21 protein-coding genes and 1 pseudogene are annotated in these 23,297 nt (G+C 37.9%); 7 read left to right on the plus strand and 15 right to left on the minus strand.

Annotated elements, in window-relative coordinates; translation table 11 throughout:
- Positions 1-51: 51 nt before the first annotated feature.
- The 3 genes from G587_RS0115380 to G587_RS0115395 form a co-directional block, all read right to left on the minus strand.
- Positions 52-1,203 carry an IS91 family transposase gene (locus G587_RS0115380; RefSeq protein WP_026491914.1) on the minus strand — a complete coding sequence of 384 codons (1,152 nt, stop codon included), beginning with the start codon at positions 1,201-1,203 and terminating at the stop codon, positions 52-54.
- A gap of 1 nt (position 1,204) precedes the next feature.
- Positions 1,205-2,074, minus strand: coding sequence for a tyrosine-type recombinase/integrase (locus G587_RS23060; RefSeq protein ID WP_022757610.1), 870 nt, complete (start codon positions 2,072-2,074; stop codon positions 1,205-1,207).
- Between the two features lie 371 nt (positions 2,075-2,445).
- Entirely contained in the window at positions 2,446-3,030 is a 585-nt protein-coding gene (locus G587_RS0115395; protein WP_013282475.1) for a TetR/AcrR family transcriptional regulator, read from the minus strand.
- Between the two features lie 164 nt (positions 3,031-3,194).
- On the opposite strand from G587_RS0115395, the gene G587_RS23065 reads away from it, so the two are divergent.
- From G587_RS23065 to G587_RS0115410, 3 genes and pseudogenes are all read left to right on the plus strand, one after another.
- Positions 3,195-4,682, plus strand: a complete 1,488-nt coding sequence (locus G587_RS23065) for a radical SAM protein (RefSeq protein WP_013282476.1) — start codon at positions 3,195-3,197, stop codon at positions 4,680-4,682.
- 83 nt (positions 4,683-4,765) lie between these two features.
- Positions 4,766-4,894, plus strand: a pseudogene (locus G587_RS26890) (4Fe-4S ferredoxin); the annotation flags it as partial.
- 225 nt (positions 4,895-5,119) lie between these two features.
- On the plus strand, positions 5,120-7,333 hold the full coding sequence (locus tag G587_RS0115410; RefSeq protein WP_035786979.1) for an EAL domain-containing protein: 2,214 nt from the start codon (positions 5,120-5,122) through the stop codon (positions 7,331-7,333).
- Between the two features lie 295 nt (positions 7,334-7,628).
- Here the strand turns inward: G587_RS0115410 and G587_RS0115415 are convergent, their stop codons facing one another.
- The gene (locus G587_RS0115415; protein ID WP_026492991.1) at positions 7,629-8,939 is read right to left on the minus strand and encodes an IS30 family transposase; all 1,311 of its coding nucleotides are present in this window, start codon (positions 8,937-8,939) and stop codon (positions 7,629-7,631) included.
- A 225-nt stretch (positions 8,940-9,164) separates the two neighbouring features.
- Here G587_RS0115415 and G587_RS0115420 point away from each other — a divergent pair, with 225 nt between their 5' ends.
- From G587_RS0115420 to G587_RS0115430, 3 genes are all read left to right on the plus strand, one after another.
- Entirely contained in the window at positions 9,165-10,250 is a 1,086-nt protein-coding gene (locus G587_RS0115420; RefSeq protein ID WP_024864897.1) for a tyrosine-type recombinase/integrase, read from the plus strand.
- A 300-nt stretch (positions 10,251-10,550) separates the two neighbouring features.
- Positions 10,551-11,579 carry a tyrosine-type recombinase/integrase gene (locus tag G587_RS0115425; protein WP_026492992.1) on the plus strand — a complete coding sequence of 343 codons (1,029 nt, stop codon included), beginning with the start codon at positions 10,551-10,553 and terminating at the stop codon, positions 11,577-11,579.
- A gap of 173 nt (positions 11,580-11,752) precedes the next feature.
- Positions 11,753-13,093 carry a hypothetical protein gene (locus tag G587_RS0115430; protein WP_026492993.1) on the plus strand — a complete coding sequence of 447 codons (1,341 nt, stop codon included), beginning with the start codon at positions 11,753-11,755 and terminating at the stop codon, positions 13,091-13,093.
- 479 nt (positions 13,094-13,572) lie between these two features.
- Here G587_RS0115430 and G587_RS24670 read toward each other — a convergent pair whose 3' ends face one another.
- The 7 genes from G587_RS24670 to G587_RS0115470 all read right to left on the minus strand — a co-directional run bounded on the left by G587_RS24670 (position 13,573) and on the right by G587_RS0115470 (position 19,140).
- Positions 13,573-13,911, minus strand: coding sequence for a type II toxin-antitoxin system RelE/ParE family toxin (locus G587_RS24670; protein WP_051201083.1), 339 nt, complete (start codon positions 13,909-13,911; stop codon positions 13,573-13,575).
- On the minus strand, positions 13,908-14,171 hold the full coding sequence (locus G587_RS0115440) for a type II toxin-antitoxin system prevent-host-death family antitoxin (RefSeq protein ID WP_026492994.1): 264 nt from the start codon (positions 14,169-14,171) through the stop codon (positions 13,908-13,910). Before G587_RS0115440 ends, G587_RS24670 begins: the two co-directional genes overlap by 4 nt.
- A 173-nt stretch (positions 14,172-14,344) precedes the next feature.
- Entirely contained in the window at positions 14,345-15,457 is a 1,113-nt protein-coding gene (locus G587_RS0115445) for a patatin-like phospholipase family protein (protein ID WP_026492995.1), read from the minus strand.
- Positions 15,458-15,772: 315 nt separating this feature from the next.
- Positions 15,773-17,470: a leucine-rich repeat protein gene (locus G587_RS0115450; protein WP_026492996.1), complete on the minus strand. Its 1,698-nt coding sequence runs from the start codon at positions 17,468-17,470 to the stop codon at positions 15,773-15,775.
- Positions 17,471-17,915: 445 nt separating this feature from the next.
- Complete coding sequence (locus G587_RS0115460; RefSeq protein WP_196812592.1) at positions 17,916-18,188, minus strand: hypothetical protein; 273 nt, start codon at positions 18,186-18,188, stop codon at positions 17,916-17,918.
- The gene (locus G587_RS0115465) at positions 18,175-18,660 is read right to left on the minus strand and encodes a hypothetical protein (protein WP_026492998.1); all 486 of its coding nucleotides are present in this window, start codon (positions 18,658-18,660) and stop codon (positions 18,175-18,177) included. Before G587_RS0115465 ends, G587_RS0115460 begins: the two co-directional genes overlap by 14 nt.
- A 135-nt stretch (positions 18,661-18,795) precedes the next feature.
- The gene (locus G587_RS0115470) at positions 18,796-19,140 is read right to left on the minus strand and encodes a hypothetical protein (RefSeq protein ID WP_026492999.1); all 345 of its coding nucleotides are present in this window, start codon (positions 19,138-19,140) and stop codon (positions 18,796-18,798) included.
- Between the two features lie 235 nt (positions 19,141-19,375).
- Between G587_RS0115470 and G587_RS0115475 the strand changes: the two genes are divergently transcribed.
- Entirely contained in the window at positions 19,376-21,001 is a 1,626-nt protein-coding gene (locus tag G587_RS0115475; RefSeq protein WP_081673365.1) for a fibronectin type III domain-containing protein, read from the plus strand.
- 158 nt (positions 21,002-21,159) lie between these two features.
- Here G587_RS0115475 and G587_RS25590 read toward each other — a convergent pair whose 3' ends face one another.
- The 4 genes from G587_RS25590 to G587_RS0115495 all read right to left on the minus strand — a co-directional run.
- Positions 21,160-21,336 (minus strand): hypothetical protein, encoded by a 177-nt coding sequence (locus tag G587_RS25590; protein ID WP_155829592.1) that lies wholly within the window; start codon positions 21,334-21,336, stop codon positions 21,160-21,162.
- Between the two features lie 36 nt (positions 21,337-21,372).
- Complete coding sequence (locus G587_RS0115485) at positions 21,373-22,053, minus strand: dihydrofolate reductase family protein (RefSeq protein WP_026493001.1); 681 nt, start codon at positions 22,051-22,053, stop codon at positions 21,373-21,375.
- 174 nt (positions 22,054-22,227) lie between these two features.
- Positions 22,228-22,674: an Hsp20/alpha crystallin family protein gene (locus tag G587_RS0115490; protein ID WP_022762324.1), complete on the minus strand. Its 447-nt coding sequence runs from the start codon at positions 22,672-22,674 to the stop codon at positions 22,228-22,230.
- 175 nt (positions 22,675-22,849) lie between these two features.
- Positions 22,850-23,297, minus strand: a 448-nt coding sequence (locus tag G587_RS0115495) for a hypothetical protein (protein ID WP_026493002.1), incomplete at its 5' end; no start/stop codon positions are given.

Raw genomic sequence — 23,297 nt, forward strand, 5'->3', positions numbered from 1 at the left:
CAAAATAAGCCTTCGTTAAAAGGCTTGTCCATCGATATGAGATCCACTTATTCAACAAAGCATATATCTGCCATCTATACGAAAAGTGATGAGAGGCTCACCACATTTGGAACATTTGCAAATGTCATGGTTGTAAAGAATCTTGATCTTTTCAGCAGTTGTTTTTCCTCTGAGCTTAGATAAATACTGTTCACATCCGAGAAGATTTCTGCAGAGAGTCATTTTCTGAGATTTGCACCTACAGGCAAGGAGACCATAGTAGCGTATCCTTACAAATCCCTTAGGAAGTATGTGGAGTAGAAATCGCGATATGAACTTTTCTCCTGAGATTGTCATTGGCCTGTATTTACCATCTGTGCGATAGTCCTTTGCGCTGAAGGTTACATTATCAGAATCCATGCTCAGAATACGCCTGTTACTAATGGCAATCCTGTGAGTATATTTTCCAAGGTACTTAAAGACTTCCTGGGCTCCTTTAAATGTCCGCTTGGAATAGACAACCCAATCCATAGCGTAAAGCTTATTAAGAAGACTCTTGAATTCGTACTGATTCCTCAGTGCTTCTGCATTTCCTGTGTAGGATAGTTTATCGGATTCATGAAGGGATTTCAGCTCTTCCAGATAGTACTTTTTAAAAACAGCAGACATGACTTTTACCGGTAGAAAGAATTTATTTCCTTTGTCCTTCCAATGGTTCTTATCATCAAGCCCTCCTCCCAAAACTATCGTATGAATATGTGGATGGTAATTAAGCTTGGAACCCCATGTATGAAGGATGCAGATATATCCTATCTTTGCTCCAAAGTGTTTGGTATCCTTGGAAAGTTCTGACAGCGTTTTATTAGTTGCATGGTAAAGGGCATCATAAAGAAGCTTCTGATTAGCATAGATTAATGGATACAAAAGTCCAGGTACAGTAAATACAGTATGGAAATATGGCGCATCAAGCACATCTTCACGTCTTAAGTCTATCCACTCATCGACTTCCATTGCCTGGCACATAGGACAATGCCTGTTCTTGCATGAATTATAGTGAATAAATTTAGAATGACAGGATTCGCATTCACTCACATGGGCACCCATTGCTGCTGTACGACAGGACCTTATGCACTGAATTGCCCTGAACTGCTCATCAGAAAATGATCTGTCAGCAATCGTAGGAAGAAACTGTTCAAAAACATCCTGAATAGTTATTTTATCCATGTCAGTCTTCCTTTTTCTTTCTCTTGCGCTTCTTTTTCTTGGGAGTATCTAAAGGACTTTTAACACCCATGATGGCTTTGTTTGAAACATGGATATAAACCTGAGTAGAATTCGGAGATCTATGCCCGAGCATAGCCTGAACATACTCTCTGTCAGTATGATTCTCAATCAGATGAGTGGCGAAGGAATGGCGTAGCATGTGGGGATGCAGCTTGATACCAGCTTCTTTACCTATTCTTTTCATCATGATCTCTACACCGCCGACATGAAGCGGATTATGAGGATTCTTCAGTGTAACAAAAAGATAATCCCTCGGTACAGGATAGGAGCGCCAATACTGTTTTAAGAGATCTAAGGTTCTTTCTGAAAGAATAGTCCAATGATCTCCTCGATTTTTGCTGTTGCGTACGTGAACCTGCATAGTGCTCATGTAAATATCGCCAGGTGCAAGCCTGACAACTTCACCTGCACGTAGTCCTGAAGAATAGACAAGAGCTATTATGGCTTTGTTCCTGATGTTTTCAGCAGTGTCTATTAGTTTTTCAATTTCTTCCAAAGAAAGAGTTTGTGGTAATGTCCAATCAATCTTCATTCTGGGAACGATATCAAGATCCCACGGGATATGCAGCAGATGTTTATAAAAGAATGAGAGCGCAGAAGACATAGAATTGCAGTAACCGGGTGTTGCACCGTCATCCTTGCGTTCCAGAATGTAATTCCGGACATCATAAAGAGAGAGCTCTGAAATAGGCTTATCTCCAACCCAATCCAGGAACTTGGTAGTATGAAACTTATAGATAAAACACGTTCTTGGCGAAAGGTTTCTTATTTCGCATTCCTTTTCAATTTTTGTTAGAATTTCTTCGTACATAAAAACCTCCATAGTTAGTAGTAATCTGAAAGTTACCCTAACCATGGAGGCGGACGTTCCCAATGAAAGTGCTTGTATGAAGTAATGATAAATGATACGCTTTTCATGGCAGTAGTAGTGGTCTTGGTAATGTTCGGTTTTTGTGTGGTAACTTAAACATACATCATCATAGTTTCACTATCTACTGCTTTTTGAGTAAAAGAAACGCTGCGCCACAGCCTTGGCAGGCCGTCGCGCAGCGACTTAGTTCTATCGGAATTTTATGTTCTATTGGTGCTAAGGGAATTCCGGGGTCAAGCTTCATATGCGCAAGAATTACTTCGTTTACGCCAGGAAGGATCATTTCTCATGTTAGAAGAGGTCCTTGTTAATTATGGCAGTCTGCTCAAAGCGTTATCAAAGATATTTACGCAGATATCAGCCATTTGTTTTTCGTCTTCCTGCATCCCATCCCTGAACCAGCTTATGAGTATTTGTAAAATGGCAGCTTCGGCAGCAAGTCTGAGATACTTCTTTTCTGGGTCAGCTGTAGGATAGAGCCGCTCTGAGACCGCTTTTTCAAGAAAGAGTTCATTCTGAAGAATTCCGGCTTGGTCAAACAGAGATATTATATCTTTATCGTTTTTGACAGCCCGAAAAATATCTTCGAACCACAGATGTGGGTTTTCGTGCAGTTCGGGCTTTTCGCTGATCTCCGCTATACGCTTTATTATTTCATCCCCAAGCTCATGCAGGATATCTTCTTTATCTGTATAGTTTCGATAGAACGCCGTCCTTGATACTCCTGCACGGCGTACTATCTCGCTGATGGTGATCTTCTCATAAGGGTGTTCGCTCATTAGATGCATAAGCGAAAGCTGCAGACACTCTCTTGTCAGCTGATTGGACTCCTTATTATTCATCCTCAGAACTTCTTTTTTTTGCATTTCTGTTAAAGATTCTTTTGAGCTTTTCATTTTTTCTCCCTCTCGACGTTACAAAAAATGCAAGAATGTAACATCGGTTCACTTAAACGAAATATTGTCATGTCCGATGGTAGAGCCATTGTTATTAATATGCTGTGGCGTTACACTTGTTACATCAGAATAATTGTAGCATCGTTTGGGGAGGCATAACAAGTATGGAATTAGCAAAAAACATTTCTCACAAAGTACAAAGACAGGCTTTTAGCATACTGATTGACAGGTTCCTTGCAAATCTCGATAAAACGGAGAACAGGACTGCTACTTATCTTAAGCTTGTTGACCAGGCAGAGAAATTCTGGGGTAAAGATGGAGCCAGAAAAGAAAGCCTTGATAAAGTAAGAGCGGCATTTAAAGATCCGGATAACAGATGGGTTAAGTTTTTGAATAAAGTAATAGATGAGACAGATCCGCATGTTGCAAAGATGATGATGCTCAATCTTGGCTATGAGGCATTTTTCAGAGGCACAAAAATGATCAGGGCAAACAGGGAAAAATACGGATGCAATATCCCATGGCTTATTCTTTTTGACCCTACAAGCGCCTGCAATATGCACTGTGCGGGATGCTGGTCAGGTACTTATGGACCTAAGCACAATCTGTCTTTTGAAGATATGGACAAAATCGTTACCCAGGGAAAAGAGCTGGGAGTATATCTTTACATGATGACAGGAGGAGAACCTCTTGTAAGGAAGAAAGATATCTTGAAACTGGCAGAAAAGCACAATGATGTTGAGTTCTCTATCTATACCAATTCAACACTTATTGATGAGGATTTCTGTAAAGAAGTTGTAAGGCTTGGAAATCTCACATTCCAGCTTTCTATCGAGGGAACTCCTGAGACTAATGACGCAAGACGTGGCCTTGGTCATTATGATGCAGTAATGAATGCCATGGATCTACTCAAAAAGTACGGAATAGTTTATGGAACTTCCATCTGCTATACAAGAAACAACATCGAGGCAGTGACTGATCCCAAGTTCATCGAGTTCATTGCTGAAAAAGGTGCTAGATTCGGATTTTTCTTCCACTACATGCCGGTTGGAAACAATGCTGTTCCTGAGCTTATGCCTACAGTAGAGCAGCGAAAGAAGATGGTGGATCAGATAAGGTTCCTTAGAAGCGTCAAATGTGACCTGGGATTCTTCCCTATGGACTTCCAGAATGATGGTGAAGCTGTCGGTGGCTGCATCGCAGGCGGAAGAAACTATTTCCACATCAATTCAAGTGGAGATGCTGAACCATGCGTATTTGTCCACTTCTCCAACACCAATATACATACACATTCAATACTTGAGATGCTTCAAAGTCCTCTTTTCATGGAATACCATAAGGGCCAGCCTTTCAATAAGAACCATTTAAGACCGTGCCCTATGCTTGAAAATCCGGCTCTTTTAAGGGATATGGTCGAAAGATCAGAAGCTCATGGTACAAATGAAGAATCCGAAGAAAGTGTTGAGCATCTGTGTGCAAAGTGTGATGATTACGCAAAAGAGTGGGCGCCTGTAGCTGACGATATCTGGGCCGGACAGAAACACTATAAGAAGGCATATGAGAATTATGCAAAAAAGGATGAAAAGCCTCTAAACATAGTTGCATTTAAGCACAAACCCAGACAGCATCACTTTAAACATAAGAGAGCTTAAATGCCTCGAATTTTATAGTATTGTTGTTTCATTTACCCTGTCGAATAAAGTTTTATACTTTTCTTTTTCTGATGCAAGGCAGGTTTACAATGATCGGATGTCCCAAACCGGATGAGGGAGATTACACTGAGAAACTGACAGAAGTTATCAGTAACAAGGACATAAGGGATGTTACTATTGCAAGGATGGAAATGCCATGCTGCGTCGGTCTATGGTGTTCCGATGACTCATATAGCGTCGGAACACTTTTTTTATGTTCTAATGGTGCTCCGTGAATCCCTGGTTCAAGTCCCGTATGCGCATAAGTTAGCAATGCCGGAATACTAGAAGTCGCCTTTATCGATTTGTTATTTATTATTTATCGTATTTTAACATAATAATGTTAGAATGAAGTGTGAGTATCTAAAGCAAAGAACAAACAATAAGGCGAGTGTATCATGAAATCAAAAAGGATCCATACTACTATCAGCATAGCCCTCCTTTTCCTGGTAATCTATCTGGGAGTCTTTTTGACGCCTGTTTATGCCTCGTCTGATTCTCCTGCTACAGAATTTACAGTCGGTGTGCCTGTAGACAGATGTCCTATGTTTTACATTGATAAAGACAACGGCAAGATTGCAGGAATCGGCGTTGATCTTATGGAATCCGCTGCCAAAGAAGCTGGTTTCAATGTCGCATTCAAAGCTATAAGTGAATCAAATCTTAAGGAAGCCCTTGATAGTACTGAGTACGATCTTGTTATGCCCTTTGGAAGTGCTGTTTCAAGTGCATCTGGTCAAGCGACCATCGTATCGGACAATCTCATCCAGACCCCATTTACCCTTGTGACTACAGATAAGCACTCTATTTCTGACATAAATACCATCAGAGTAGGCATGCTAAAATCACAGGGCGGAGTAGCAGAAACTGTAAAGCAGTTATACCCTGGAATAACGATAAACCTTTACAATTCCATGGCTGATTGCATTAAAGCGCTTAGAAATGAAGAGGTAGATGCACTTTTACATAACTCATATGCGTGGAGCTATGTGCTTCAAAAGCCATCCTATAATGATTTTAAAGTACAGCCTTCTGCCATGTTTTCAATGGATTTTCGTGCCGGAACTCTTGAAACCCCAGAGGGAAAAAAACGAATTGAACTTCTGAACGAAGGAATTGCAGCTATTCCTGAAACCAAAAAACAGGCTATAGCCCTTGATTACACTACCAGAGATCTTTATGTATATACTTTTGAAGACTATCTCTACCAATATAAGTACTTCCTTATTATTGGGACTATCCTTTTTGCTGCTCTTGTTATAATGCTTGTCCTAAGACAGAAAGCATATTTTGAAGAGCAGAAGGAAAAGATGCGGATAATGGAGGATATCGATCCTCTCACTGGTGTGCTCAGCCACAATGGATTCCGTAAAAAAGTTGAGGAACTACTCACTAACAACCCTGATACACCGTATACGATATCCTATAACAACATAAAAGACTTTAAGTTCATCAACGACAGCTTTGGCTGGAAGGCCGGAGATGAGCTGTTAAAATTTTGGACTGAGAGAAGCCTTGAAGTACTTACCGATAAAGAAGCTATAGGAAGGTATGATGGAGATCATTTTGTTATCCTTCGATGTATTGGCGGCAATGAACAGATTCTTCAGGATGAAAAATATATTTTGACTCCTGTTCGCAATTATTTTAGCGATCGTGGAAAAGACTTTGTTGTAAGGCTCTGCTCTGGTATTTATGTTCTTATGCCTGATGACTATAAAGACATAAACGTGGATAAGATGCTTGATTATGCCCGCATTGCAGAAAGAAAAGTCAGAGAATCCAAGAAAGAAGGATTTGAGTTTTATAACCCAAAGCAGTGGGACATGGGAAGGAAAAGTGCCGGTATCGCAAGTCGCCTTCCTGCAGCTATTGAGTCTGGGGAAATACAAGTATGGTATCAGCCACAGGTCAACTATAAGACTGGGATGATAACTGGTGCAGAGGCTCTTTGCCGCTGGAAAAGCAAGAAGGATGGAAACATTTCTCCGGGAGAATTTATTCCGGTTTTGGAAGATGCTTGGCTTATCTATGATCTTGACTGTCACGTTTGGGACACTGTGTGTAAGGATTTGAAGCGATGGAATGATCAGGGCAGACAACTGTGTGTATCAGTAAACCTATCAAGACTTGATATAGTAAAGAACCCTGATGTAGCCGACCACTTTAATACATTAAAAGAGTTCTATAACCTATTGCCTGGTCAACTTCGTATTGAGATAACGGAAAGCGCATATGTCGAAAACTCCGATACCATCATCAAAACAACAACCAAACTTCGTGAAGCAGGCTTTGAAGTTGAAATGGACGACTTTGGAAGTGGTTACTCATCACTGAATATGTTAAAAGAAGTTATCCTTGATCGCATAAAGCTTGATCTTCGATTTATTACCGGTTCAGGTGACCAAAAGATGGGTCGGACAATACTTAGCTACATGGTCCAGATGATCCATGCTATTGGAACTTCTATTATCGCAGAAGGTGTTGAGACACTGGAACAGGCTGATTTCCTCGGAAGTCTTGGATGTGAGGAAATGCAGGGATATTATTTCTACAAGCCTATGCCGGTAGATGAGTTTGAAGAATTAACGGCATATCCAACAAAGAAATAAAGCCAATAAAGAACGATGTCAGACAGGGGGTCCACCTCCCGCTGGAACGCGTTGCTACGTTACTAGAAAAGGTTAGTGCACACTTTTGAAATTTCTTTGAAATGTAAAAGTAACCGCATAAGATCTGGCATTATTCAATCTTGAAAAGCTAGATTTTATGCGGCTTTTCTTTTATAAAGGCATAGAAAACAGAGAACTGACCAATTTATTGCAAGACTAAGCGGTCACTTCACACCACTTTCTAAATACTATGCACTTAGTCCTGCAGATTGATTTCTGTTATAATTCTATTGATTTATTTTTTTATCAATGACGGCTTAAGTATCACATCGTCCGGCAAGATTTTGTGATATCCAAGCACTTCCAGAAGCTTATTATCAACAAGCATTTCCGCCAGTGCGAATGGCGTACAGTTGTTTAATGAAGCTCTGGGATAGTTGTTGATATGATTCATGACAAGCGTTATATCTGACTGGGACAGGTTTAAAAAGCTTGTCCCTTTGGGTATAACATACCTGATGAACTCATGGTTTTTCTCGATCATTCCTTTCTGCCAGGAGCAGTAGGAATCGCAATAGAATACCCTTGTTTTTATTTCCCCATATTGATCACATTCAAGTGCCAGTGGATTAGAAAATTCCGTACCTCTGTCTGTGATTATTACCCCGAAAATTCGCCTAAAGGCCTCAATTCCTATCATTTTGCATAGATTGTTTAAAGTATCGATGACACAGCTCTGAGTCTTGTTAGGGAGCAAGAAGGCTAGCATAAGATGGCAACTTCGCAACATCAGTGTTAGTATGACGGGACCTTCATCAGCCTTACCAATAACTGTATCCATTTCACAGATCGAAACATCTGGATTTTCTATAAGAAAATTCTTGAAATCAGCATATGTTCTATCAAATGTAAACACATCATGATTTCGCCCAGTACCATGCTTGTAGCGAGTCTTAAACTTCACTTTTCTTGGCATATCGATATTTCTGGCAGTAAGATAGCAGCCATCTACAAGGTTATAAAGTGTTCTTTCACAGCAGGGAAGTTCCTTTTGATGATTAAAGAAAACAGTGGAAATTGACTGACCATTAAGTAGCAGAGGAGATACGAGATTATCTATCTCAGCTACCTCAGAAGGAGAAAAGGAAATCCCTGAACGGGACTCAGTAAGTTTTTCTTCATACAACAATTGGGCACGTTTTGCCTGATATTTGAACTTAATATACCGGCAGGCATTATCCCCCATGGTAATGTCAATTCTGTCACAACCATTGCATACAAAAGGGGAATTCTCGATAAATCGACATTGCTGTGGTACATAATCTTTACAATTATTTGTGTTGCAAGTACCCAGACAAGTATTACAATGCCTACGGCATGATTCATCCCCACAAACATGCATTCTTTCACAGCTTTTTTTATGGATACATGGATGAATTCGATAACTTGGTTCAGATACTTTATAACGATTTCTTTGAATTTCTCTTGCAATGGTGGATCTGGATTTCTTTAGATCTTTAGCAATCATATTGATAGAGACTTTTTTCTCAAGAAGTTCTTCAATGCGAATGCGTTCCTGGAACGTTAAATGTTTATATTGAGACATTTCTGATTACCTCCCATATTCAAGAAGTAATCAATCTGCAGAACATAAACAATTATCGCCTAATTAATCATATATTGCAAAGGTAACTGCATGGGTGTGCGTTATGTCTTGCAGTGGTGCACTTAAAAATTCATTTAACAGGAACGCGTTGCTAACGCAAATATCATTGCACAAAATTCCCCTTTTGTGATACGATTATTTTAGAAAAAGCTGAGGGGTGAAGTCATGGGTGAAAATTCAGAATATTACAATTCATTGAGGCAGAAACGCCGTAAAGATACTGAAAGCATTAAAAACATTCTTCCTCAGCATACACATGGATTTGTTGAGGAATGTCTTCTCAAATATCAGGAAAGCACCGCTTTAAATTATGCGCAGGATATTCTATTTTTCTACGGATTTCTCAAGGAAAAGAATCCCCTGTGCAAGAATCTTGAAATCAAAGATATCCCCTTTGAAGTTGTCGAAAATCTTGGTCCTCAGGACATCAATGAATTCCAAAATTATGTTGCATCAGGCCACAAACCGGATAAAAAAGGCAATGTAAAGCCTGCTAAAGAACGTGCAATTGCAAGAAAAATGGCGGCTGTACGGAATTACTATAAATATCTGATCAAATATGACTATCTTAAGATTGATCCCACAGTGAAAGCTGCTGTAAAAAAGAAAGAAAAGGTAAAGAAAGATATCCGAAGGCTGTATCCTGACCAGGTTCAGCTTCTAATGGATTCTGTCGCAGCTGTGAATTCTGCAAGTTACCATTCCAAAGTCATGTCTGAACCTACTGCAAAAAGAGATCTGGCAATTGTAACTCTTCTGTTAAATACTGGAATCCGCGTCTCAGAATGTGCAGGGCTTGATCTTTCAGATATAAATTTTGATGAAAATACAATTACTATCGTCAGAAAAGGCGGCGATGAAGATCATCTCTACATAAACGAGATTATCCGGAATACGCTGAGGGATTATATCAATCATGAACGCCCTACCCTACTCAATGATTCTGAAGAACCTGCTCTCTTCATATCTCTTCAGCATAAGCGTTTATCGATAAGAAGCATCCAATATATGATTTCAAAATATGGAAAAAACACAGGACTTACTCAAAAGCTCACCCCTCATAAGCTCCGTAGAACTTATGGTACAGCGCTTTATAACAGAACAAGTGATATTTATATGGTTGCTGATGTTCTGGGACATAAAGACGTAAATACAACTGTTAAACACTATGCTGCTATAGAAGAAGAACATAAAAGGCAGGCATCCCAGGTAGACGTTTATGGAACTGATGATAACCAGGATAATGATTAAATTGCACACACTACAGTGCCCGGTTTTTTACAATTTTAGCTTTAATCCATTCGGCTTTTTACAGATTTTTCTTTAAAAGTACGGCTTTTTATATTTTCAAGCTTTATTTTTTTAAGTTAAAAAGTGTAAAAAGCCGTATTTTTGACTTTTTACACTCCTATCTTTAAACATATTACAAGTTTAGCTTAAACCGACACGTGTAAAAAATTGAAAAAGAAATGTTATTATTCAGGCAATACATCTTTCTATTAAATGCGAGTTTTGTCAAAAGATATGCTATAATTTGATGGGAGGATGATTATGAGCCACGAATACAGAGATCAGCTTGATATAAAGAACAATGAGAAAATAAATGAGCTTTTAAATGAAATGCCAGAATTTGTCGAGTATTTCTATGACCACATGGTAGCCAAGGGGCGTTCAACAAACACAATCCTTGGATATATGTATGAAATAAATGTTTTTCTTAGATTTGTGCAGGTAATTGCCAAAAAAGATTCGGTAAAACACCTTGAAGTGACTGATCTTGAAAAACTGCGCCAGAACAACATCGAATCCTACATGGCAAAGTCTGAAAACGGCAAGGAACTGTCAAATAATGCGAAATGCAGGAAGCTCTCAGTACTCAGGACGTTGTATACATATTATATTGGCAATGAAATGATCACTAAAAATCCGACAGCTCTGACAGAAGGCCCAAAGATTAAAGCACATGATGTAATAAAGCTTTCAGATTCTCAGGTATCGGCGCTTTTAACCGCTATCAAAAGTCAGGATAAAATGTCTGAGCATGCAGTTAAATACAATGAGCGCATGGTTTCAAGAGATCTTGCGATAATGATGACTTTGCTTGGAACCGGTATGCGTATTTCCGAACTTGTCGGGCTTAACATTTCCGATATCGACAAAACTGATAAAACAAAAATATATCTGCGTATTGTAAGAAAAGGTGGCGATGAAGACAAAGTACGCGTTATTACCCCAGTTTATGATGCAATAACCGACTATTTGATAAAATCAAGACCTCAGTTGGTGGGCTCTTCAAGGGAAAATGCTCTTTTCATCTCAACCAGAGGAACCCGTATGTCCGTAAATGCCATACAGAAAATGCTGGAAAAATATTGTGAAAAAGCTGGGCTTCCTGACAACATTTCACCTCATAAGATGCGTGCAACCTTCGCCACAAAAGTATACTCAAAAACCAAGGATATCTATGCAATAAAGGATGCTCTTCATCACAGTACTATCGATACTTCCAAGCACTACATTTCAGATAAGGAAGCAAGGATTGATGAAGCTGCAGAAGCGGCAGGGTCTTTGTTTGAATAATACATCCCGTTTTCTAAGCTATCTTTAAATATTTTACATTTTTATGTTAATCTAACAATGAGGATGCGAAAGAATTAATGTCACTACTATAAATAGTGTTTTGTTATGTAAGAAGGGACAGGATATGTTTTTGCATTCTATAAATAATAATGATTTGATAGTGGGGATTAGGTATGGATTACTATTGGACAGAGGGGAAAAAGGAACATAAATTATTTTCAAAATTTCTTGACGATAATAATATAGATTATAGTTTAAAGATTGAATCTATGATAATAAAGGATCAAGCTATGCCTAATTATCATAAAAAGGTATATATTTATCTTGTTTCACCATCAGAAAAATGCAAGGTAGAACGGTTATTAACTGATTTTCGAGATAAAATAAAAAGTGACAATTACATTTCTGGTAAAATAACCATTATAGATAAGAAAAAGAAGGATACCCTTTTTGGAGAAGATATCAAAAAGATTTGCAATGCCATTAAAGCGGTGATTCTTGCTATTCCATTGGTCTGGATAACTCTTGAATTAATCCGGATATGTCCTGTGGAATTTCGAAATCCGATATGTTTTTTTGTGACTTTGATATGTTGGTTGCTGTATTTTAAGCTAAAAAAGAGAGTGTATAAGCCACGAATGATTTTCCTATATACTCTTAATTCAGCGTTAATGTTATATGTGCTAATGTCATCAATACATAACATAATTACTAGATTGCAATTGTTTCCGCCGACTATAATAGGTTTTCCGCTTTCATGGCTTATTCCAAAGGCTGCAAAAAGTCTTCCTGCTATCATTATCGTTGTTCAAGGAACTTTCTTGCTATACCTTTCTTATAAGGGATTGGAAAGGTACAAGAAAAATAAAAATATAATTAAATGGGAGTTTTCAGCAGCAATTCTAATGAGCTATTTTGTTCTTGTGTTCTCAGTAATATCAATTTTTACTGAATTATTTGATGAATCCTATTCGGATTTTAATTCATATGCAAAAGTGTTAGCATATTCCGAGGTTCCATCTGGTGGAAATAATAATAATGCTACTATACTAGATGAGGATATACCACTTTCAGAAAAATATGATCAAGTTACTATAACAGTAAAGAGAGATGAGAATAATATAAAAATTATAGATATCCAAGATGAAAATAGCAGAACAGAAATTTGTGGGACATACGGACAGAATGAGTATGGATATCGTGAATTGTATCCTAAAGAAATATATGTTAGCAATTATAATCATGAAAACATACCAATAAGCAGTATAAATTTGAAGAACTCAATAAACGAACAGACAGGTGAGAAGACAAGCAATATATGGACCAATGAGCATTTTTATTTGAGTACAGTGACTTATTTTGGTGCTGCATATGGTGATATTTATCCTGTATCGAATACAGCAAAAAGCTATGCGCTACAGGAAATATTTATCTCACATTGTATGGGGCTCTTTTTTGTCCCTATTATATTATTGATATTGCAGGTTTTTTGGGGGAAACCAGATGTGTTGTAAATATATGAGTGGAATCAATCTGATGTAACTGATTATTTTTATATTGATTTCCATAAGGGAAAATGGTAGTATAAAGGAAAGACGATTCACGGTAGAGCGATAGTAAATACACGCCACACCGTGAATTTTTGTTATACGAAATCATTCCGTTAAATCCTAATTTTTCGAAGTGCAGAAATTTTACGCGGTGTCGCAGTGAAGTATTAAAGTATTTCATAAGCCAATATGACGAATGTGTCATATTGGCTTATTTGCAGGGTTTTCATTGTGTTATGACGATGATGTCAGTATAAATATAATTCATAGGTTTGGGATTATTCATGAAAGTTTGTCAATTAAAAACGACCAATCTAAAGTCTGATATTAGATTGGTCGTTTTGCTAATTCTTAAGGACATGGTTTTAATGAATAGTATTTGTTAAACTGAGGAAAGTAAGCGCTTAGTCTTGAAAAAATCTGGTAGTTCTCTGCTTGTTATGTCAAAAAGGTTTATCTTCATCCTTGACGTGACCAAATAGAATTGACATATAATCACGCTTCCTCTGTAGAACTCTATCTACATACATCATGGTTCCTTCAAGCCTGTAAAATGCCAGATACTCTTTAAACCTTACTGAATAATACCCTGTGAACAATTCCTCATAATACAGAGGTGTTCCTGTTTTTGGGTGTTTGGACATCGATTCAATCTTATCCTGCAAATCATCAAGATATCTGTGTGTTATATCAAGGTCGCATGAAACCAACAGTACATCATCAAAAATATCATCCATATCTCTTATGGCCTGTGGTGAATAATCAATGTCATAAGTAATCATTTCTGTCTGTTACGGAAGTGTGCCCTGACATCAGCTGCCGGAACATATCCCTCTTCCTCTCCGGAACGTCGTCCCTTATTGAGCTCACACATAAGACGAAGCATAGCCTTAGTCTTTTCTATTTCTTCGTCTTCTTCTATGTCTCTAATAGTGTATTTTCCACGACCATTTACTGTAAGATATACCGGAGAACCATATTCAACCTTTTCCAGAACAGTATTATAATTTCTAAGATCTGAAACAGGACTAATTACTGCCATATCAATACCTCGCTTTCATTCTTATTTTAACATTACTCATTATATTAAGCAATATTTTAAGTAATATTTTGAGCGAACTCCTCATCTTCATATCTGATAAGTCCATTATGTAAACTCTTCCTGCAAACGAGTCACTCATACCCTTTATCAATTCCAGTTGCTGATTAAAATCATCAAATCATTCCTCTTTCAAGAAAAAAGCCTAAAAATCTTATTGTATCTTCATAACCCATTTCTCTTCTCCCCAGCGTAAGGCCTCTATCAATTGATAAATATCCTTTCAGATCTCCAGAAGGAACAATATTATATACGGTAGAATTTTCTTTATGGATAATATTACATTCTTGATATTGTCTATTATCCAGATGGACTACAATTATCTTTTTAAAGCCAGCGTTAAGTAAGGGCTTAACAGGCGTGTTGTCTGTTACTCCCCCATCAACGAACGACATATGATTGATACTGCTTTTGGGATAAACAACAGGAATCCTTGTCGATGCTGTAACAATCGTTTTTAAATCTGTATTATCAAGAATATTTAATGGAACATACCATTCTCTATGCCATTCAGGATCTAATTCATTGTCTGCATTTTGAAATACAGGCCATCCTCTTAGGGACAAACACGTGTAGATTAGTTTGTTTGTCATGAAGGAGTAATCCTTTATGCTCTGATCAATCAACTTAGGTACATTATTATCAATTAGACTGATTGAAAATTGCCTAATCCAATCATATAAATTTGTCACTACCTCATCAGGCGTTTTTGCACGCTCTGTATTTTGCTGTAAGGTATTTATTGATTTTTCCTTAAGCCGAAATCTTGGTTTTATTAAATCTCTTTTTTGAACCTGTTCCCATACGTTAGCGGCAGCATCATAATCACCCTGAGCGAAGAGTAATGCGTTAAGTGCACCAACCGACGTTCCTGAAATCCCAGTCACTTTATTAGCAAGATCCAATTCAATTAAGGCTTTCCAAACACCTATTTCATACGCGCCTCTAGCTGCTCCACCGGAAAAAACGATTCCGAGTTCCTTGTTGCTTAAATTATTTATTATTTTTCGTTCCAAGGCTTTATTGTAGATAGTAGATACAAATAACTCTTCGCAGCCATGCGCAGTGCGCTTTCCATCTTTAACAAGTCGGCAGTGACCCATATTAGATTTTTGCAATAGATAATCGTTTATTTGTATTTGCGGATTATTTATGAACGCCTTGGAATCTTCATTTACTGTCTTGGTATAATTTGGATTAGCTCCGTACCATAGATGTCCAAATACCACTTGGTATTTGCTATATATGAGTCCTCTAAAAAGGAGATAACACCATACACCTATTTAAGATAATAATATGTTTTGCTATTCATACGATTGGTTTCCACGCAATAAGTTATTATGAGCAGAAAAACCGACTATTTTTAAAATCCCGCACAAATCCTGAAAATCAGAGCGCGTATAACTTCCATAAGCCATAGTCCTTAAGGTGCATAGATTATAATTTTATAAACATTTATATTTTTCAATTACGACAATAAAAAATTGCATCAGAAGGTTACCTCCCAATGCAATTCTTATAATCACCAGCTTATTTTCTATTTGTTAGAATTTTTTATAGCTGTATTTTGTTTTTGATGAAACACCTGACCTCGAGATGAGCTTTTTATACTTGGTCAATTTATCCTTATATCTGACCCAGACCTGCATGTCCTTACTTGTTTTTGCAAAAGAGTTTTTATGTAATTTTCTAAGGTGTCTGGATTTAACCTTTATTTTCGAAAGGTTTTTACAACCACTGAAAGCGCCTGCTCCTATTTCCTCAACATTTTCTCCTATTGTTATCTCTTTAAGATTTTTGTCTCCTTTAAATGCTTTAGCATCGATTCCTGTAATCTTGTATGTAACGCCATCAATGTTTACTGCACTCAGGACCCGATATTTCTTAATCTTACCCGAAACATCCACGATAGATAGTTCCCTGTCGCCTGATACACGGTACTCTACGTTGGAATAACGTGTCTTTTGGTTCATTTGCAAAGGTTCTGATGCTGATTCGACAGGCTGAGGGTTATAAGCAGGATTTCTGTCTTCTCCAACAGGAGTCGCATCATCAGCACTTGGCTTATCACCTGACTCCTGTTCCGTAGTTTCCTCATCTTCTTTTGGATCATCAAGCACACGGCTCAGATCTACAGGAAATTTACCTTCTTCAATCTCAGGCCCCCAACAGTAATACCAACCTCCGTTTTCCTTCTGGGCTTGGTTTTCGTAATCAATTCCTATAGTTGCAATGTAAGGCGTACTAATCATGCCTGATTTTGGAAGCTTGTTATAGTAGCACTCCCCATACGGATTACCATCAAGATCTTGAGGCCATATATGTGAATAATTCTCAAAATCGTCAACCAGGTCGAAATGAACGGTTGCCTTGTCGCCGGATATAGAGTAATTTGATTCCTTGTAATCTTGGTCTAAAAGGGTGGTTGCATTGACCCTGAATTTAACTTTCTTGCATTCAGAATCAGCCCACCCGTATGAAACCTCATTGGGATCAGCATAGAATTCAATATGGACACCTATCCCCTTTACATTTGCGTATTTAGGAACAGTAAACTTATATGTCACGTCAAACCCTGACTCTGTGATATTTTCAACCCTAACATCTGAAACAGAAGGTTTCAGATCCTCAAATTTAAACACCCTCATGTAGTCATAATAAGACAGGTCATAGCCATCCGCCTTATCTGTTACTTTTTTATAACCATTACCTGAACCGGCAGCATATAGTTCACCATTGTTCAGCTTTACGTACGTAAAATGAGGATCACTCTCAAGGACGACTTTGTAACCCTGGTTGCAATAGTCAATAATCTTTGTACGCTTATTCTCGTTACTACCACTTAACGGGATCAGCTCATTTGATGCTTTTTTACAGAAAACTTCCTCGGCAAAATCTACCACAGTCTGCCCGACAGGGGATTTTTCAGTAACATCTGATAAAGATGTTATCCTGCCATGCTGAACAGCCCATTCAAACAGGACATCCGGATCGAAATACCTTCCATTGTACATCCAGTGTCCGTTACTCGGGCGTCCGCCAAAGAGTTCATTCAAAATTTTTGCATATGAACATACCCTGCAGCCACCACTTCTCATCGCCGGATAGTCAGACTGGTTCTGCAGCCAGTTTAAGTGATTAGCCGGGTAACTTGCGGCACGTGCCGGAATCGGAACAGACAGCATACATAAAGAAATGCATACAGCAAGAATAAAAGAAATAATTGATTTACTATTTTTCATACACCCCTCCAAAAATAGAATTTCAAAAATACTATCGATATTATATACACATAAGAGCTGTTTTGAAAGAGTGATTTATATATGAAGAGTGCAGGCTTAAATTTAGCAGATTTTTTCGAATTCCTTCTTGCTTTAAAAAATTGGAACCGGCTGCTATATAGACAGCCGGTTCAAGAAGAAAAGTAACGCTGAGGACGATTCCCCCGCCGCATAACTTTAACTCCTAGCAGAGGTTTGTTGTCCGTTAACACGGGACAGGAGATGTATGCTTGACAGGTCTGCAGCACATTTCAGCTGCAGCAGGGAGTAAATAAAAATCTTTTATATCTATATTATAGACATATTCGGTGAAACGATTATTAAAATTTTAGTGAACTACTTCGACTTAATGCTCCATGCCACCAATGGAACATATAATTGCGAATGGATATAATGATTTCTCCATTCAGTTATCATCATCTGAATCGAAAATAGCTATTGGCTCTTCTGCTCCTGGTTCAAATGTAAATCCCGGAGTATTCATTTGTTTAAGGTACTCTTTGTCATGCTGCTCAACATAAACCCGAACATTTTTCCCCAGCGGACTAAAATCGGTTTCTTCAAAGATTCTCATATCAAAATCTTCATCAACAAGCAAATTATATGTTTTGTGATATTCCGAGCCATCCAGTAGCTCATCCATGAAATTATCATCTACAACTGAATCAATCGGAAGCATATTCATGATTTGGGAAATTACCGTATTTATCACTCTCACTGCAATAAGGAGCCTCAAAATCAAATTCGACACTTCCATACATATTTCCTGAATCAGCATTATAGAGTCCATATGCCCGTTTCATTGCATATATGCTCACTGCAACCTGGTCTTCTGTTGTATATATTTTCCGAGTTTTAACATTAATCAGGACATCTTCGATTCCTCCATCCTTATACTGACCTTCAACCCAGTCTGTCAGACCATGATCCGGTCCGATTTCTATGCCACTAACTCCGTGAAATGATTTTCTATCAAGAACAGCATCGGGATATGCCTGATTAAGCGCTTCCTCTACAATAGGTAACGCTTGCTTAACATGTCCTTCTGCTTCCTTGGATTCATCCGCAGGGGATGGACATCCTGTCAAAAAGCAGCAGAAAATACAGCACATCATTATTATCGATATTATTTTGAGGTTTACCTTATTCATATTTTCTCATCCTCAATAAAATAACTTATAGGTTTATTTAACCGTTACAGCTACTTTCTTACACAGCCCATTCATCGAATAAACATAAACATTGCATGTACCCTTGTTGACTCCCGTAAATCTCTACTCCCCCTTCTACCTTTTATATGAATATGATTCTATTTCATCTAGCTCATAAGGCAATTTTCCAGATAAGATATACATTTTTTGTTCTTCTGCTTCCTCTAGGGTTTCAAATGTTAATACATTTATTTGGTCTGAATTAATTACGAAGAATATATTAAGGTCCGCATAAAGATATGGTCCTTCGCAAATTCCTATTTTTCCACCTGTTTCTGAAAGCTCTTTTGTTGCCTCATAAATCCTCTTTGTACCTTCGCTGTCAAGAAAAAGAACCAATCTATAAGAATCTCCTTCAGAAATTATCTTTATGTCTTTTATATTTTCTTCAGTTATAATCACAGATTCATCACTAATCATATCATTATAGGGCCTTTTTATTGAATCTCCTTATTCTGATTCCAAAAAACTGCAACCATCTATTCCAAATATGACAAAAAAGCCGTTAATAAAAAGGCAATGTGAATTAACACACCACCCCACAATGCACTTGTAAATCAGTTTTTACAGTAATAAAATCTTATTATGTGTAAAATGTTCCTAAATATATGGGAGCTTTCAAATTTCACAAAAAGGGAGAAAGGAAAAAGGTTTTATGAGTGGGAAAATGATTAAAAAGCTATTACTGTGTTTATCTATGCTGTTTATTTTGTGCCTGTTACCAGGCATTAATGTTAAAGCGGCAGACAAGATTGTAAAAAAAGGTGAGACCTGGAAGGTTGACGGAGTCCAGGAAGTTGACAATCTGACGGTGGAAGGCACGGTAGAAATTAACGGGAAACTAACTGTAAAGAAGGATTTTATTTCCAGAGGTAATGTTGCCCTGAATTATAATGCAGTGCTTGATATTAACGGCAATCTGCGTTTGGAAGAAGGAAAAATGAATACTGGCCTGAATTCTCAGGTTAGCGTAGGAAAAGACTTCAGGATACAGAAACTGGTTTCTGGTAAATATGTTACATCTTCTGCAGAATATACCACCTTTGGTTCTGGTACTACTATAGCAGGAAACTTAGTTGTAGACTCTCCAATTCAGCAGTTCTTTGCAAATTTCCATGTTAACGGCAATATTAAGGTTAAAAAGGAAATAATTTTTGGCGATCTTTATTTAACAAGTCCAACTACTCAGACTCTGGATCTTGATGAAGAGACCCGTATACATACTATACATCTAGAAAAATGTAATAAGATAATCTTTACAAAGTATATAAATGCCACAGGGCTCTTAGGTCAAAAGACAGTCACACTATCCAGTCCTGGAAAAAAACTGTACTCATCTATGTTTGGAATAGCTAAGGCATATGATGGTAAAACAATAATTGATGGTGACCTGACAACTTCTCAATTTGAAATTGGAGATAAGGAAACTCTAATTGTTAATGGTAATTTAACTATCGATGATTCTCCTGCAATGATTTATGGTGATCTTATAGTAAATGGAGATTTGCTAATATATCACACAAGCAAAAGCAGATACAACCACCCACACACTATATTTAGTGTATATAAAAGTGGCCGAGTTGTTGTTAAAGGTAATTATACATGCAATGATATCGCTGGAAATAGTGAAAACAAGGGCGAAATGTATCTGTATGGTGACTATACCGATAATGCAGGGACTAAATGGGAAGGGACACTTAATTTTTTATCCAAAGGCAGGACTATAACTGCGAAAAATGGCGGGCATATTTATAGAATCAGATTAAAATATGCAAAATCAGATTATACCTTTAATCCGGATAATTGCTGGGATTATCTGGAAGCTAATTCAAAAGATGTTGATGGTTTTAAAGAGAGGGATTATCCGACAGATTCCGGCAGTTCTTCCGGTGAAACAGGCCCTTCAACTGGTGAGACGGCATCAACTGAAAATACCCCTTCCAGTACTGTAACTGCTACTTCTTCTACCGAAACAGAAGAAGATAAAATTGATAATTCCATCAAAGCTGTTAAAATCAGCAAAGTCAAAGCTGAAAAAAAGAAATTTACCGTAACCTTTAAGAAGGTTTCCAAGATTAAAGGGTATGAAGTTCAGTATGGAACAAGCAAAGATTTTAAATCGGCAAAGAAAAAGACGGTAGGTGCTAAAAAGACCAGCCTGACCGTCAAAAAATTAAAATCCAAGAAGACTTACTATATCAGAATTCGATCCTATAAGAACTCTGATCAGGGTAAAGTATATTCTAAGTGGAGCAGAGTAAAACGCGTTAAAATCAAATAAACCTGGGAATTACTATAAAATCGTTAAGAAAGGGGTTGTGAAATAGTCAGCCCATGAAAAAAGGGAAGTAATTAGCTGAAACAGCCAGTTACTTCTCTCTTTTTTTCATAGAAAATCATTACCATTTTCTCAGCTCCTATACTGCCCATATAGGCTCATCATGTCTGAGGGAGCGCCTCACTGTCAGCAAATACCCTGCCCTCACCTATGTCCAGCTGCAGGAAGGATATCAGTGCCCTGTCAAAGGCTCTTTTCTGCGCTTCAAGGTATGGATAATCCTTTGCTATATTCGATGAAAGCGTCCTTGTTGTCGTCTCGCCAGTCTCTGTTAACAAGAACCCGGATTCCCTCATTAATCTGCCTGTCCAAGGCTATTTCACCACTTCATATTTTAATCTTAGATATGAATCTTCAAGCTTTTCACAGCTGGTAAGCCTAAGTATCCCGAGTTTGCCAAGTTCCTCTTTCGTTGTTATCGAATCTCCATCGATCAGTGTAGCGGTATTCTTCCCTCCAATAAGGACCGGTGCTACAACAATATCCACGAAATCAAAGAGCCCATTTCTAAGAAACATCCCATTCATAGTACCGCCGCTTTGAACAGTAAGCCTTTCGCATCCATACTTTTCCTTTAAGTCCACTAGAGCCTTTTCAAGGAAAAAGTTTTCCTGAAAGATAATCTCCAAATTATCTGCTTTCACTTTAAAAGCAGGGTGTTCCCAGTTTGTTGTTATCAACACGAACCGTTTTGATAGTTCACAAAAGTACTTGATTCCATGCTCAGTAAGATGGGAATTATCAAAAAGCACAAAGGATACAGGTGTTTTAGGGGGCATAGGTTTCTCATTGACTCCCATCTTTTCCTGTACACGCCCGGTATTAAATGACCACAAATCTGTAGTCTGCTCTATTTCGTAATATTGATGCAGTCCTTCTTTTAGTCCTTCCATTTCAGGAAAATCCCTGTCCACATCCATGTTATCAGTTGATCCGGTGCTGATTTTTCCGTCTACTGACATTAGCATAAATAATGTTGTAACTGGTCTATTCATATGTTCCTACCTCATTCTGATATTTATATTATTAGTTTAATCCGAGAATATGAGTATTACCCGACTTTTCTTGCGCTGATTTGTCGTGAAAATCATAATACAAAAAACATCCCGAGGTGATTGGTCTCGGGATGCCTTTTAGGAGATTTCTTATTATGTGGAGCCTATTGGCTCTTAAGCTATCATGATATGTTTCTTTTCAGGAAGCTTTTCCTGTTCTTTCTTAGGAATGGTAAGTGTCAGAACTCCGTGATGGAAGGCTGCCTTTACGTCCTCTTCTGTGATCTGGTCGCCTACATAGAAGCTTCTCTGCATCGAGCCACTGTATCGCTCCTGCCTGATCAGACGTCCTTTCTTATCATTCTTGTCATTGTTCATGTTCTTTGAAGCACTGATTGTAAGATATCCGTCATTCAGTTCAAGGTTAATATCCTCTTTGGCAAAACCAGGAAGATCAACACTAACTTCATACTGGTTATCCTCTTCCTTAACATCAGTCTTCATCAGCCTGTCGGCGTGACGTCCGTAAAGCTTCCGCTCCATGTTGTTCAGTTCTCTGAAATCCGGGAAATTGAACAGATTGTCAAAAAGATTTTCTTCAAAAATACTAGGTGCTAACATAGTTTTTTCCTCCTTTGCATCAAAAACATTTATTTTTGAGCATTGGGACGGAGGGTTCAGATCTAGGGAACCTAAGTCCTTATGGTCTTCTCTGTTCCTTTGTTCTATATATTGTATAACACCAAATTGGCACTCTGTCAAGTAGAGTGCTAATTTTCTTATAGGATTTTTTATATCATTTCCAATAAATATCGAAAAACTGCTGAGGTCCTTTAAATAGAGTAACTATGCTCCCATCATTAAGGTCTACAACCTTAAAATAGATATCCTCATCATCTGTCGGAGCACCTGCTCCCCAGGGATGCATCTCCTCATAAAGAATCCGATCTTCATCAGGAGACAGAACGTACTGGTCGATATAGTAATCATCGCCTACTAGGCTCCTAAGCTTTTCATATATTTCATCTGACTCGTGTTGTTCTTTCTCCAGTCCAGTTACATCGATGGCATTTTTTGAAAGCCCACAGAATGTCCGACTGTATGCGCTATCATTGCAAGTAAATACTATGTCTTCATAACCCTCCACTTTTCTGTAGTTCTGAGAAAAATCCAGATGAAGGTAATAAGAGGGAAAATACCATAAAAATCTTAATATTATAAATATGAGCAAAAGGTTAAATGCC

Origin of the sequence: Butyrivibrio sp. XPD2002 (genome assembly GCF_000423945.1) — a bacterium.
Classification (GTDB): domain Bacteria; phylum Bacillota; class Clostridia; order Lachnospirales; family Lachnospiraceae; genus Butyrivibrio.

Excerpts from the sequence above, each read along its gene's own strand:
- G587_RS0115380 (WP_026491914.1), bottom strand. The coding sequence starts at position 1,203 with ATGGATAAAATAACTATTCAGGATGTTTTTGAACAGTTTCTTCCTACG.
- G587_RS23060 (WP_022757610.1), bottom strand. The coding sequence starts at position 2,074 with ATGTACGAAGAAATTCTAACAAAAATTGAAAAGGAATGCGAAATAAGA.
- G587_RS0115395 (WP_013282475.1), bottom strand. The coding sequence starts at position 3,030 with ATGAAAAGCTCAAAAGAATCTTTAACAGAAATGCAAAAAAAAGAAGTT.
- G587_RS23065 (WP_013282476.1), top strand. The coding sequence starts at position 3,195 with ATGGAATTAGCAAAAAACATTTCTCACAAAGTACAAAGACAGGCTTTT.
- G587_RS0115410 (WP_035786979.1), top strand. The coding sequence starts at position 5,120 with ATGAAATCAAAAAGGATCCATACTACTATCAGCATAGCCCTCCTTTTC.
- G587_RS0115415 (WP_026492991.1), bottom strand. The coding sequence starts at position 8,939 with ATGTCTCAATATAAACATTTAACGTTCCAGGAACGCATTCGCATTGAA.
- G587_RS0115420 (WP_024864897.1), top strand. The coding sequence starts at position 9,165 with ATGGGTGAAAATTCAGAATATTACAATTCATTGAGGCAGAAACGCCGT.
- G587_RS0115425 (WP_026492992.1), top strand. The coding sequence starts at position 10,551 with ATGAGCCACGAATACAGAGATCAGCTTGATATAAAGAACAATGAGAAA.
- G587_RS0115430 (WP_026492993.1), top strand. The coding sequence starts at position 11,753 with ATGGATTACTATTGGACAGAGGGGAAAAAGGAACATAAATTATTTTCA.
- G587_RS24670 (WP_051201083.1), bottom strand. The coding sequence starts at position 13,911 with ATGATTACTTATGACATTGATTATTCACCACAGGCCATAAGAGATATG.
- G587_RS0115440 (WP_026492994.1), bottom strand. The coding sequence starts at position 14,171 with ATGGCAGTAATTAGTCCTGTTTCAGATCTTAGAAATTATAATACTGTT.
- G587_RS0115450 (WP_026492996.1), bottom strand. The coding sequence starts at position 17,470 with ATGAAAAATAGTAAATCAATTATTTCTTTTATTCTTGCTGTATGCATT.
- G587_RS0115460 (WP_196812592.1), bottom strand. The coding sequence starts at position 18,188 with ATGCTTCCGATTGATTCAGTTGTAGATGATAATTTCATGGATGAGCTA.
- G587_RS0115465 (WP_026492998.1), bottom strand. The coding sequence starts at position 18,660 with ATGAATAAGGTAAACCTCAAAATAATATCGATAATAATGATGTGCTGT.
- G587_RS0115470 (WP_026492999.1), bottom strand. The coding sequence starts at position 19,140 with ATGATTAGTGATGAATCTGTGATTATAACTGAAGAAAATATAAAAGAC.
- G587_RS0115475 (WP_081673365.1), top strand. The coding sequence starts at position 19,376 with ATGAGTGGGAAAATGATTAAAAAGCTATTACTGTGTTTATCTATGCTG.
- G587_RS0115485 (WP_026493001.1), bottom strand. The coding sequence starts at position 22,053 with ATGAATAGACCAGTTACAACATTATTTATGCTAATGTCAGTAGACGGA.
- G587_RS0115490 (WP_022762324.1), bottom strand. The coding sequence starts at position 22,674 with ATGTTAGCACCTAGTATTTTTGAAGAAAATCTTTTTGACAATCTGTTC.